Genomic DNA, 14,001 nt, shown 5'->3' with positions numbered 1-14,001 from the left:
CTTCCTTATAGATAATGGCCTATATAACCATTATATTTTCCCTTCGGTACAATGACGATGCCGGAATCAGTGACGACGTAGCGACTGGCATCGGCCTGCAGATCGTAACCGATTTGGCCTCCGGCCTCGATCAGATTGTAACGATCTACGATGGTTCGTCTAAGCCGAGTACCGCGGCGAATGATGGAATAGTCCATCACGATGCACTCATCCAATTCGACGCCTTCTTCTATCAGTACCTCACGACGTACGACAGAATTGTGGATACTCGCCCTCTTGATAAAGCTGCCATCACCGATGATGCTGTTTTCGATTTCAGCATGAATGAACTTGGCCGAAGGCCCTTGATATTCACTCGAAGCGAACCGCCAGTGGGGGTTGAACTGATTGAATCTCGGCTCCAATCCCAATATATCCTGATGAGCGAGGAAATAAGCATCGATCGTACCGACATCGCGCCAATAAGACTGTTCTTCGTAGTCCCGTACCCCTGGCACACGATTATCTGCAAAGTTATAAGCAAATACCCGGTGAGTCTGGCACAAACGCGGAAGCAGATGGCTGCCAAAATCCTTTTCTCCCCGGCGCTTTCCTTCTTCCAGCGCACTGTAGAGAATATCCGTGCTGAACAGATAATTCCCCATCGAGGCATAGGCACGCGCCTTGTCTGTCGGCATCGACGGCGGATGATCCGGTTTTTCGTGGAAACGCAGAATACACCCATCGTCGGCGCTTTCAATCACACCGAAAGCGCTGGCTTGAGCGAGTGGCACCGGTAAAGCGGCTACCGTCACATCCGCTTTATTCTCCAGGTGAAATTGCGCCATTTGCCGGACATCCATGCGGTAAATATGATCGGCACCGAATACCGCGACTAAATCAGGCGCATGTTGATGAATCAAGTTGATGTTTTGATAGACTGCGTCCGCCGTACCTTGAAACCACTCGGGACCCTCACGCATCTGCGGCGGCACGATGGTGACGAACTGCTCGGGAAAAATGGGCGCCAGTCCCCATGAGCGGCGGATATGTTCGATCAGCGACTGCGATTTGTACTGGACAAGCAGATAGATTGCAAAGATCTGCGAATTCACCAAATTCGACAGGACAAAATCAACGATACGGTAACGCCCACCGAAAGGCACGGAAGGCTTGGAACGTTCACAAGTAAGAGGGTAAAGACGTTTTCCTTCACCTCCTGCCATCACCATCGCAAGTATTTTTGGATTAGACATGGCCATCCTCTTTCGTGGATAAAATGGTGCGCTCAAGTACATTCAGCATGATTGGCAATGCGGTTTCCAATGAGGCAAGCCGATCCGCCAAGGCGGAGCCGAGCCCGTTCAATGCTTTCTCCAGCAAAAACAATTCGAGCAGTTTTTGTGCTTGGGCCGCTTCGGCCGGATAAGCGCAGCACCCTACGATAGCTGCCCGGTAACCAGACAGAAAAGCATCTGTGGCAGCGCGCTCCCACTGGCTTCCGCAGCTTTCCAGCAAGTTTCGATGTTGAGCGTGTTCGATCAATTGCAGGTTTACCGCTTGGATCGCCGCAGCACTGAGCGAAAAGCACATACCCGCGACATCTTTCAACGGCGATTGTTTGGCCCTTCGCGCTTCTAACGGGAGGGCTGGATCACCTTCAAAATCGATGATGGTGAAGTCGTTGTGCGCGACCAATACTTGGCCCAGGTGGTAATTGCCATGGATGCGAATTTGATACAAAGGCGATTCATTCGGCGATGTTGTACAGGCAACACGATCCAAAATCTGCAATCTCTGGGTGAGCAAGTATTTACAGCCTTCCCGGGCGTGCTCTGGCAGTTGCCCGATCGCTTGCTCGAGCTTGTCGAAAACCGTTACCAGATACAGGCGTAACTGATCCAACTGGGCCGCCATTTCATCGGCTGATGGAAGGACAGGATCAAATGCGGGATCACCGGTCGTACGCGCCAGCGCCTGGTGCAGCTCGGCTGTACGCTGTCCTAATGTCGTCATTTGCATCAAGTAGACAGCATGCACATCCGGCTCAGAAATACGATCGGGATCATCGATACAGCTTTTGAGATAGCGATTTAAATAATCCTGCGTGCAATCCCAGAAGGTACCTTGGTTGGGTACAAATTGATGTAACACGGCAACAGCGGTAACGGTCTCATGAGCATGATATTCCAGGCTGCCGATTAACGGTGCGACGCTGGAACATGGCGAAATTTCACTCAAAAATCGCCCCATTTCCAGCTCGGCATTGATGCCTTCTCGTACCTGCCGGTAAACTTTGAGAATAGCACGGTCGCCATATATGATGGAAGTATTGCTCTGCTCCATGCCAGGGCGCGATATCTCGATGGTTTCAGGGAGCGCAGGGAAGTCGGGTGCACTAGTAAACACCATTTCCCCCGAAGCAAATGGAAGACGCGCCTTCGTCATGAGCGCATCTAGCAAGAAACGGCAAAAAGCATCTTCTCCTAAAGCATCATAGAGTATCCCTTCTCGCGCACGTTGCCTGGCCTTAGCCAGCATCCAAGGCGAGAGGGCATGATATTGCTGATCAGCCGCTTCTCCAAGCAACAATCCCAATGGGAGGAAATAGATTTGTTTTTCACCGGTATCGAATTGAAGTTTGACTAGCAAAGGTAACCATCCTTTACCTTCGGGCGTTTTCCAGGTGTGGCTCAGATCCAATTCCAGTTGCGCGATATGCTGTCCTGCCCCCGCATACCAACGCTGTACGGCAAGAAACGGTGGAATGACCTCATTCTCCAATTGCGTACGCGTCTTGTGCGCCAGCACATCGCTTATTTCACCGGCTGGCTTAGACATGAGCGCGCTCAGCAATCCTTCCGGCAATACCAGCACAGGTAAAGCCTCTTGCGGTAATTTATCCACGTGCCAAACAGGCGCTTCGACATCGACCGCCAACCGGAACCAATAAAAACTGTAACTTGGCAAACTCAAAAGATAAGGCAGTTCACCAATAGCCGGGAAAACAGTGCGCCCCAACAATTCCACTGGCACACGGCCTTTGTACGCAGCCAGATCCAATTCGACAGGCTGAGCACTGTTAGCAAGATTGGCCACACACAAGAGGTATTCGCCTTGATACTCACGCAGATAGGCAAGAATCTTTCGGTTGCCCGGGTGTAAAAAGGTGATAGTGCCGCGACCAAAAGCTTTATAAGCCTTGCGCGTGGCGATCAAGCGCCGCATCCAATTGAGTAATGAACTGGCATTGCGGCTTTGCGCTTCCACATTGATGGCTTCATACCCATAAAGCGGGTCCATGATAGGTGGTAGGTAGAGTCGTTGCGGGTCAGCGCGAGAAAAACCTGCATTGCGATCAGGACTCCATTGCATCGGAGTGCGTACGCCATTGCGGTCACCGAGATAAATATTGTCACCCATGCCAATTTCATCGCCGTAGTAAATGATGGGAGAACCCGGCATCGACAATAACAGACTGTACATCAGCTCGATTTTGGGACGGTTGCTTTCCATCAGTGGCGCGAGCCGTCGACGGATACCTAAATTAATCCGCGCACGCGGATCGGATGCGTAAGTGAGATACATATAGTCCCGCTCGCGGTCAGTGACCATTTCCAGCGTCAATTCGTCATGATTACGCAAAAAAACAGCCCATTGGCAATTATCTGGAATCTCGGGCGTTTGTCCTAGAATTTCGATGATCGGATGACGGTCTTCCTGGGCAACTGCCATGAAAATACGCGGCATCAACGGAAAATGAAAAGCCATATGACATTCATCACCCTCACCAAAATATTCACGTACATCTTCAGGCCATTGGTTGGCCTCGGCCAGAAAGATACGATGGGTGTAATGCTGATCGAGTTCGGCTCGCAAATGTTTGATGATAGCGTGTGTTTCAGGAAGATTTTCATTATTGGTGCCATCACGCTCGCACAGGTAAGGAATAGCATCGAGACGCATGCCATCAACCCCCATGTCAAACCAAAATCGCATGGCACGCAGGACAGCCTTGACGACATGGGGATTGGCAAAATTGAGATCAGGTTGATGTGAAAAGAAGCGGTGCCAGTAATAGGCATTAGCAACTTCATCCCATGACCAGTTGGATTTTTCCGTATCGGTAAAAATGATGCGTGTCTCTTCGTATTTCTTGACCGTATCACTCCATACGTAATAGTCACGTTTGGTCGAGCCCGGCGGTGCCACGCGCGCAGCCTGAAACCAGGGATGCTGGTCGGAAGTATGATTGATAACCAGTTCGGTAATGACCCTGAGATCACGTTTATGTGCTTCGTGCAGAAAAGTACGAAAATCAGCAAGCGTGCCGTAATGAGGATGGATACCGCGATAGTCAGAAATATCATATCCATCATCCCGCAAAGGTGAGGGATAAAACGGTAATAACCAAAGCGTATTGACACCGAGCGATTTCAAGTAATCCAGTTTGGAAGTTAAACCAGGGAAATCGCCAATACCATCTCCATTGCTGTCACAATAAGCGCGCACATGCAGTTGATATATGATGGCGTCCTTATACCAGAGACTCTCTTCCTCAATACTCATAGGCCCTCTCTTTTGCTAATCAGCTGATGCATCAAGGAAAATAACGCACCAACTGCCACTGTTTTGCAGCTTAGCTTACGTAAACCGTGTGCTGTTAGTAAGCTTGTTTGGAATTATTGAGCCCCATTGCGCAGCGTTCAGCGTGTTCTCGTTTGAAGACTGCTTATCAGGTCTTGCCTGCAGCAAGCATTGTAAGCAAGGCGTATCACAAAACTCGATATCGGGACATTGTTCTCCCAATGACGAGCCAATGACTGCAATAAATTGAGCGGTTGAAACATCGATCGATTTGTACTTCTTGTTGGTTATCTTTGCTCAGTCTGACCGACATAAAGAAATTAATATAATTCAGAAGGGCACGATGAAAATAACCATCTCAAATAAATATCTTCTATCGCTTTGTTTTGTCGCTAGAGCAGGCACATTCTTATATTACCGTACCGAGTAATCACGATATGGTCAAGTCATTTTGTCTGGGTACGTCACCCCACTATTGCCAACGAGGCAAATCCACAAGAAAAAATAATGCACAATAACAGAAGCTTAGTTAGACAGTGCGTCGCCACTCACAAAATCTGCGCGAGCAACCATCCGATAGCGTGTTCACGTAACTGTTTTTTTGGACTAAGGTAGCAAAACTCAATAGTATTAACATGCGTGAGTATAATTTGATTTACCTGAGTGGAGAGCGCGTAAAGCTTTTCCATGATTGGAGCAAATGTTATGAACATGACATCCCAAGTCAAAGTGTTTTTCTATTTTCTCGCTTGCTTGCTGACATTGGCTGAGATTTCATTGGCCCGTGCAGAGGATTATGCATGTGAGCAAACAGAGAAAGCACATATCTGGATTTCGCCGCTTAATCCCCAATCTGGCAACCAAATCAAGATAATGGCTGTGTCCACAGATGGTCCCATGGCAGAGCTCGCCTTGATCGACAATCACGGTCAGCATTGGCAACTCTCTTCCCGCCAGCGTGGGGGACCGCCTTGGCGTTTGATGACCGAGCTAGACAATCTCAGCACGGGGAATTATCAATTGATAGCGAACCGGGATGGCAAACAAATTACATGTCATCGCTTTGCTGTGGATGGACCCAGCACACAGAAAAGAGTCAAGATTTGGGAACGCGCCACAGAAGCGTTTTATTCCGCCTGGATCGAGGAATTGTTTGGTGTTCCGCCGGAAGAAAGCCTTAGTTTTCCTTCCTTAGAGCCTGTGTTACGCAACAGTGAGCGTAACTTCCTTCATAATTACTTAGGCTTGGATGAAGATAACAATCTACCACTCACTCCCGATTGCGCCGACCTGCCTTACACTTTGCGAGCCTATTTTGCCTGGAAGATCGGCTTGCCTATCGCTTTCCGCGCCTGTGGGCGTGGCTCAGCCAAGTCACCCCCCCAATGCGGTGCAGCCACTATCATGACCGAATTTGCTCATGGCCTCAGTTCACAAACCAGTTTCAGTAAATTCAACCGGCAGTTGATCAACACGGTTCATTCGGGCGCACTGCGCACCGCTTTGGCGGATGAGAAAACCGATCTCTACCCCATTCCGCTCAGCCGTGAAACGCTCTGGCCGGGGACAGTCTTTGCTGACCCTTATGGGCATGTGTTGGTGCTGGTCGAGTGGATACCCCAAACGGCGGACAGTCCCGGCAGCCTGCTGGCCGTCGATGCCCAGCCGGATAATTCAGTAGCCCGCAAACGCGTCTGGGAGGGCACTGCGCTGTTTGCCAGCACGGCTAGCGCAGGACCAGGTTTCAAGGCATTTCGTCCTGTGATTCTCACAGATTCGGGCGGATGGCGCCCGCTCTCGAACGATGAATTAATCGACCATCCCGATTTTACTCCCTTTTCCTTGGAGCAGGATCAATTCTCTCCTGACGATTTCTACGCAAAACTTACCCAACTTATCAATCCCCGCGGTCTTGATCCGAAACAAGCCTATGAAGCTTCCTTGGATGCGTTAGTAGAGCAAATCGAAACCCGTGTGGTCTCAGTAAACAATGGTGAAATTTATTTTCAGAAGAACCCACGCGCCATTATTCCAATGCCTAGCGGAGCGGCGATTTTTCAGACTGTCGGTCCCTGGGAGGATTACTCTACCCCTTCCCGCGACATGCGCCTTCTCATCGCCATCAATATGCTGAACAGCTTGCCTGATAAAATTGTACGTTATCCCGAGTTATTCATACTGAACGGTCAGCACCCTGAAGAAGCCAGTGCCGAAATCAGGCAACACCATGCGAAACGCATTCATGAGCGCAGCATCCGCTACCGACGCTCGGAAGGTAGTCTATGGACGCTCTCCATCGCTGAAGTGCTAGCACGACAATCGGCCTTCGAAATGGGTTATAACCCAAACGATTGTCCCGAGATACGTTGGGGTGCTACCCCTGAAACGGAAGAATATGATACCTGCCGCCGCCAAGCCCCTTTGGCACAACGCACTAAAATGGAACAATACCGTATCTGGTTTCGCGAAACACGCAGGCCGGCACTATGAAGCGCTATCGACCTGCACTCAAACCCACGTTTATACTCATTAATTACAGGCGCTTCCATCGAGACATGGAAGATCAAATACCTATAATCTCACCCTCGTCGGACAAATCAATACGATGGGCAGCAGGATCACGCGGCAAGCCGGGCATGGTAACGATATCCCCCGTCAGCACCAATAAATAGCCAGCACCCGCAGCGATGCGCACCGATTCAACCGGTAGGGTAAACCCCTTGTGATGGCCTGCTTGATCAGGATCACTACTCAGCGACAGATGGGTTTTGGCGATACAAATAGGGAGCCGCTCGTAACCAAGCGCCTGAATCCGCTCCAGATCTTTCCTCGCATTACGACTGATCTCAAGATCAGTGGCACCGTAGATGGTGCGGGCCACAGTAGCGATTTTCTCTTCAGGTGAGGATTCCAAATCATAAAGATAACGAATGGGCGGGATCGGCTGAGTAGCAGCGGTAACGACCGCATGCGCCAACATTTCAGCACCCGCACCCCCCTCGGTAAATCCAGTAAAGTGGACGGCATTCAGCCCAAGCTGAACACACCCCTTGTCAATAGCAGCCAGCTCTTGCGCTGTATCGCCGGCAAAGCGATTGATAGCGATAACCGGCTCGAAACCGAAAGCGCGTACGCTATGGACGTGGTGCGAGAGGTGTTCCAAGCCACTTTCGATTTCTTCGATGGCACCATGGCGAGCCAATTCACCCCCTCCGTGGACCCTTAACGCGCGAACCGTTACGACCAGCACGACCACGCTCGGCCAAAGACCAGAGCTGCGGCATTTGAGGTCGAAAAATTTCTCCGCACCGAGATCAAAGCCAAAACCGGCTTCGGTCACGGCGAAATCTGCGTAGGTGGCGGCAGTCTTGGTGGCAATCACGCTATTACAGCCGTGTGCAATGTTGCCGAATGGGCCGCCATGTACAAAAGTAGGCACGCCTTCGCTAGATTGCACAAGATTCGGCAAAACTGCGTCCTGCAGCAACGCCGCCATAGCGCCAGTCGCCTGGAGGCTTTGTGCCGTTACCGGATCGCCTGAGCGGTCGAATCCGACCAGGATGCGCCCCAACCGAACTTTTAGATCAGCAAGGTCTTCGTACAGACAGAGAATGGCCATAATTTCTGAAGCAGCGGTGATATCAAAACCCGCCTCGCGCGGCACGCCATTGAGACGCCCACCCAATCCAATCACTGAATGACGTAAGGTACGGTCGTTTACATCCAACACCCGCCGCCAAAAGACCTGGCGATGCTCCAGGTCGAGTTCGCTGCGAAAATGGATGGCATTGTCTAGCAAGGCAGCCAATAGATTATGCGCCGCACCTACCGCGTGCAAATCCCCTGTGAAATGCAGATTGATACGCGTCGATGGCTCGAGTTGGCAATGGCCGCCGCCGGTACCGCCGCCTTTGACACCAAAGATGGGGCCTAATGAAGGCTCACGCAAAGCGAGCGCTACACGCTGACCGATACGTGCAAGCCCTTGCGCCAAACCGATCGAAACAGTGGTTTTCCCTTCGCCGCTACGGGTGGGATTAATCGCCGAGACCAAGACGATCTTACCCGTTGGCTTAGCCTCTTTTTTAGGCAAGACACCCAGTCGGAGTTTGGCCATATGCTCGCCATAACAAATCAGCGAATTGGGCTGTAAATCAAGTGCCGCTGCAATCTCCAATATGGGCCGCATAAAAAAAACTTTAATAAAAATAAACGAACGCATTCTAGCATTACATCTCTCTTCTTGACGAAGGTTGTCACAACCTCTTCATCCTGCGTCTTGTCTTATTATCAAAAGCAGGCCCCGCCTGCCCAGGCCAGTCTAAAATTAGAAGCTTAAAACGCTGATCGGTGAAAGCGACAGTGACTCTGATTCTAACGAATCGCTTTTGTGGCGGCGCGCACCTTGATTAAAATTGTGATACTTGTATTGCTGATCTTGGATAGAATTTGCGGTTGTATGGCGGCTGGAGAATCTGTAACCTAAAGATTATTTGTACAGCATGCAGCCATTTGATCATTGTAAGTTATCGAAGCTATTGAAATATAATTTCAAAGAAGGAGATTCATAATGAATGCGAAGCGAATTCTGAATATCTTGGTTGCTTTAATAATGCTGCCTTTATTATCTGGTTGCTGGACACTGGTTGTAGGTGGGGCTGGAGCCTATGGAGGGTATAAAATGAAAGAGAAAGGCTATACCCTTCAAAACCCAATCACGAAAGAAGGAAGTAAGAAATCCAGTAAGTAAAATTGATCATTACAAAATGATCGAGATTGACCATTATTGTCGTGAACATGTCAACAATTAGATTGCCTCTCCCCAAAGCGGAGTAAATGTACGCTCATACTCACATGAATTTGGAAGACGCTCTTACTCCCGGCACTCGCACATCCCTCACACGCTTTGACATATCAAGGAAAAGTACTTCTGCATTATTATGAAATTACTCAACGCCATTATCGATAATGGCATAAGGGATTTTCATCCAGCCTATTTCGCCATGATCATGGCGACGGGCATCGTCTCGATCGCCTTTGAAGCAATCGGTTTTCCAGCGATAGCCAAAACACTCTTCGGAATAAACTTGCTTTTTTATCCAGCTTTTTGTGGCCTGCTCGCGGCGCGGGGAATGATTTTCTGGCCAAAATTGTTGGCAGACTTCAGAACACTCCGGCGCGCGTTACTTTTTCTTACATTTGTAGTTGGGACCAATACCATTGGTATGCAGCTTATTTACTTCTATCAAGCAACAGGGCTCGCAATGTTATTGTGGTCAACGGCGCTCGTTAGCTGGTTTGGATGCATCTATTTCATTACTCACTGCTTCTTTGCGATACGCGACAAACCTATTTACGAAATTGTGAATGGCGTAACTTTATTGCTGGTAGTCAGTACGACCTCTGTATCCCTGCTGGGAATTCGTCTTCTGGATTCAATGGGTATAAACGAAGCATATGCTTACTGCGTTGTCGGAGGATTCTGGCTTACCGGTTTTGTCCTTTACTTAATCATCATAACAATGCTGATTTACCGCATGTTTTTCAGACAATTTGAAATTGCCGAATGGGACGCACCTTACTGGATCTGCATGGGCGCTGCGGCAATCATCACGCTGGCGGGCTCTGAGTTCATTATTCGCATGCCGGAATGGGAAGATATCAGAATGGTAGTCATGAAAATGACCGTTTTCATATGGTTCTTGGGCACTTTGTGGATACCCTATTTGTTGTTGATGGATATTCGAAAATTTATCCGCGTCAATGCCGCAACCTCAACACCTCTCTGGATCAAAATGCTTCCCTGGTCGAGATTAGCCTTTGGAAAACAACATTATGCCTATGATCCACCAGCATGGAGCAGAGTATTCCCAATGGGAATGTATACCGCAAGCACACTTTTCCTAGGCCAAGCAGCTGGTATTGAATACCTCGCAATCATTTCTCAATACTGGGGGTGGTTTGCGCTGCTGATCTGGTTTCTAACCTTTATGGGAATGTTACGTGCTGTGATCCACACCATTAGGTTACCCACAAGCAAGCAATACGATTAAACCCATAGAATATTGGATTGCCAGTGGTTCCTATCTACGATGGGTATGAATTCAAGAACGGAATGTACAGGTACTAGAATACCCGTGATACAGTCAATAATACAGACCGTCCCAGGGCGCTGCACATTTACGTTTTCATCCTAGCCGACATGAAATCGATTCCTAGGGATAGGCAAGTATAACGTCCGTGTAGCTCACTCCCTATCCTGCAGACTATTGTCTACTATTTTCACCAATTCTTCTTTATCCGAACCTGGCCCTGGCGGCCCCATTATCCAACCTTAAAATCTAAAATCTTTACGACGCCAGGTTTACGGCTGTTTCTATCGGCTCGACAAAAAACAGGTTATATACACTTAAGCGAGAAGCCCGCTAAACAGTACTTACCCGCATGCCCCCAAACCTACCGATACCATCATTCGCTGAGTAAATATTAAACCTTGCTTGCATGTCAACGGGCGACCCCTTTACTGCGTTAATGAGCGGGTATAGCTACGGATGAAACTGCTCGAATTGCTGAACGATAATTGAGTAACCATCGCTTTCAAATAAAAAGAACGTTTATTTTTACGATACCCCTCTCATATGGAACCATTCAATATTGCTTACACCTGTAACGTCAGAAAACCCGGTATGGAAGATGAACGTTACGGTGAATTTGAAAGCCCGGCTACCATTGAAGCTGTCATAGCAGCCCTCGAACGCTTGGGTGCAAGCGTAGAATTGATCGATGTCGATTCAGATATTTACCATCAGCTTGATAAACGCAAGCACCACATCGATTTAGTCTTCAATAATGCAGAGGGTCTCGACGAAAAAGAGTTGCGAGAAGCCATCGTTCCTTTTTTTTGTGAATACCTACATATCCCTTATACAGGCAGCAGTCCCAAAACCTTCATCAATAAGATGGATAAAGCGGCAGCCAAAAGAATCGTTGCTTATGAAGGCGTACCTACTGCTCGATTCCAGCTCATGGTGCCGGGCGATCAACTGGAAGCATTATGCTTTCCTTTGATGGTGAAACCCTACAGCGAAGGAACCAGTATTGGTATCAGCCAAAAAAGCAAGGTGCACGATATGCTTGAGCTCAATGAAGCCGTGGAAGCAATCTACCTGCAGTTCAATCAACCCGCACTCGTCGAAGAATTTCTGCCCGGAAAAGAATACACAGTCGGCATTATTGGAAACTACGTACTCCCGATCTTGGAAATTGACTTTGCTAAGATCCCAGGGCGTCCTCAAGTGCGTGACCCGCATGTAAAAGACATTGAAAATCCCTATATCTCACATCTCAACTGGACAGAAAAAACGAAACACTTCGCCAAGCTAGCCATCATGGCGCACGAAGCACTTGAAGTGCGCGACTACAACCGCATGGATTTCCGCGAACGGGATGACCAACTCTATTTCCTCGAAGCCAACGTCATTCCCGGCATACACCCTACAGAAGCCGATCTTACCAATATGTGCCGTCATGCAAATATCTTGCACAAAGACATGATTGCTCTAATCGTCAACGCTGCCATGCAACGGCTCGCCCCGTATTATCCAAAACAAATTGATCGAAAAGCTGAATTACCCAAGAAATTAGCAGATCTCGCCCTCGACAAAACAACTAAAGCCGACACGATTATCTATCGCAACCGCATGTATACCTTACTAGACAAGAAAACCAGGGAGCAATAACCATCATGATTGTACCCATTTCAAATGAATTACACCCCCATCTCGTAAGAATTGCATTACAAGACATCGGTTCCATGTACCAATCAGCAATCCACGACGAGTTGGAGGATGTCACATCTGGTAAGAGTTTTGGCGTCTGCGCTATCGAAAATGGCCTCCCCGTTGGCTATGCAATCGCGAAAAGAACGGTTGATTCTTATCACTTATTGACGATTGCAGTTGACCAGCATCATCGCGGTAAGGGATTGGGTTCTCTCCTGCTAGATAGCATCTTTGCTGAGATCAAACAACAAGGTGGAAAAATCCTCAATGTGGTTACCGATGCCGATGCCAATGAAAGCCTCCAGTTCTATCTTAAGAACGGCTTTGTTCTGACTGGTATCGTGCAAGATGAATTTATTTCAGGCGTCGCGCAAGTGCACCTTACTCGACGAATGGGATACAGGCCGTAGCTAGCCCCACAGGGATTCTGAATCCAGTGTGCAGCTAACCCGTCATTAACAATTTTATAAAGCGCGCAAAAACGATGAGAATCAAAGCAACAAAAATGGATGGATGTGGCAATTCTTTTTTGATCGTAGATGAGATGAAAACTCCACTCGCCGGTCTGGATCGATCATTGATTTCAAACGCACTTGCAACGCAGCACGAGACTGATGGGATTGTCTACCTCGAAGTGCAACAAGGGATGGCCAGTATGAGAATTTTCGATCGAGATGGTACCGAAGAAACAATGTGCGGAAATGGTCTGCGATGCGCAACACGCTATTTACGCGACACACACATCAGCAATGACAAATTTTCGATCGCCACAGGTGACGGCCAAAAGGAAGTGAGTGTGAGCGGCGACCTTATCGAAGCCAATTTAGGTGAAGCACGAAATTATCAGCAAATCAATCAGCATCTTCATTTCGTCTTTACCGGAGTACCCCATGTAGTCGTGGTTGGCTCGGCACTAGATTTAGACACTGCCAGAATATTAGGTAAATCTTTACGAAAAGACAAATCGTTAGCCCTGTCCGTTGGTCATCCGGAAGGTGTTAATGTTAATTTTATTTGGCGGACTTCAGAAGGCATTGCATTGCATACGTATGAGGTGGGTGTTGAAGATGTGACCAAGAGCTGCGGCACAGGAAGCGCCGCAAGTGCATATGTCGCGACCAAGGTTTTTGGGACTGCATTGCCACTCACCACTTCCTCGCGTGGTGGAATACTAAAAATTAACAACAGCAATGGTTATTTGTCTATCTGTGGTCCAACCTGTTATCAAGGCAAGGTCATCGGATTCGTGAACAATCTTTATCCGAAATCAGCAGCGCCTGCCTATCACCGGAATTATTTTAACGATCTCCAAGTTGCTCAGCTATAAACAATCTCTCACAATCAAAAAAGGTATGGCATGGACGATTACAATACTGGCTCTAAAGATGAAAACCATATCACTGCAAGCAACGGGCAGCAGCAAATTAACTCTGAGTTGATTCACACTGCATGATTCGCGCAAGCAACGCTTTCTTTAGGTAGTTATATGGAATTTTCAGTTATAAGTTTTTATTGATCATGATCGCCATGGCGCTCGCGGACGTGTGTTGGACACTCTAGTCGAGTCACCCGAAGGAACTTCCCCCTCAGGTGCTCACAGAACCGTACGTGAACCTCTCGATTCATACGGCTCTTCCTATCCAGTCAATTTACT

At 48.4% G+C, this 14,001-nt stretch carries 9 protein-coding genes; 6 read left to right on the top strand and 3 right to left on the bottom strand.

Annotation, left to right across the window (positions count from 1 at the left end; genetic code table 11):
• Positions 1-5: 5 nt before the first annotated feature.
• Positions 6-1,235: a glucose-1-phosphate adenylyltransferase gene (locus C8R30_RS04200; RefSeq protein ID WP_107789617.1), complete on the bottom strand. Its 1,230-nt coding sequence runs from the start codon at positions 1,233-1,235 to the stop codon at positions 6-8.
• A complete protein-coding gene (treS, locus tag C8R30_RS04195) occupies positions 1,228-4,548 on the bottom strand; it encodes a maltose alpha-D-glucosyltransferase (RefSeq protein ID WP_107789616.1) in 3,321 nt (1,106 codons plus the stop codon). Before treS ends, C8R30_RS04200 begins: the two co-directional genes overlap by 8 nt.
• Positions 4,549-5,271: 723 nt before the next feature.
• Between treS and C8R30_RS04190 the strand changes: the two genes are divergently transcribed.
• Entirely contained in the window at positions 5,272-7,056 is a 1,785-nt protein-coding gene (locus C8R30_RS04190) for a hypothetical protein (protein ID WP_107789615.1), read from the top strand.
• A gap of 73 nt (positions 7,057-7,129) precedes the next feature.
• On the opposite strand, the gene C8R30_RS04185 is transcribed toward C8R30_RS04190, so the two are convergent.
• Positions 7,130-8,755: a formate--tetrahydrofolate ligase gene (locus tag C8R30_RS04185; RefSeq protein ID WP_258191930.1), complete on the bottom strand. Its 1,626-nt coding sequence runs from the start codon at positions 8,753-8,755 to the stop codon at positions 7,130-7,132.
• A 381-nt stretch (positions 8,756-9,136) separates the two neighbouring features.
• On the opposite strand from C8R30_RS04185, the gene C8R30_RS04180 reads away from it, so the two are divergent.
• The 5 genes from C8R30_RS04180 to dapF all read left to right on the top strand — a co-directional run bounded on the left by C8R30_RS04180 (position 9,137) and on the right by dapF (position 13,674).
• Positions 9,137-9,316: a hypothetical protein gene (locus C8R30_RS04180; RefSeq protein WP_090666708.1), complete on the top strand. Its 180-nt coding sequence runs from the start codon at positions 9,137-9,139 to the stop codon at positions 9,314-9,316.
• 190 nt (positions 9,317-9,506) lie between these two features.
• A complete protein-coding gene (locus C8R30_RS04175; RefSeq protein ID WP_107789613.1) occupies positions 9,507-10,619 on the top strand; it encodes a tellurite resistance/C4-dicarboxylate transporter family protein in 1,113 nt (370 codons plus the stop codon).
• 585 nt (positions 10,620-11,204) lie between these two features.
• Entirely contained in the window at positions 11,205-12,305 is a 1,101-nt protein-coding gene (locus C8R30_RS04170; RefSeq protein WP_107789612.1) for a D-alanine--D-alanine ligase family protein, read from the top strand.
• Between the two features lie 5 nt (positions 12,306-12,310).
• Positions 12,311-12,757, top strand: a complete 447-nt coding sequence (locus tag C8R30_RS04165; protein WP_107783291.1) for a GNAT family N-acetyltransferase — start codon at positions 12,311-12,313, stop codon at positions 12,755-12,757.
• Between the two features lie 74 nt (positions 12,758-12,831).
• Complete coding sequence (gene dapF, locus C8R30_RS04160; protein WP_107789611.1) at positions 12,832-13,674, top strand: diaminopimelate epimerase; 843 nt, start codon at positions 12,832-12,834, stop codon at positions 13,672-13,674.
• Positions 13,675-14,001: the final 327 nt, after the last annotated feature.

Origin of the sequence: Nitrosomonas nitrosa (assembly GCF_003051105.1) — a bacterium.
Classification (GTDB): Bacteria; Pseudomonadota; Gammaproteobacteria; order Burkholderiales; family Nitrosomonadaceae; genus Nitrosomonas; species Nitrosomonas nitrosa.
This window is presented reverse-complemented; position numbering and strand designations above follow the sequence as displayed.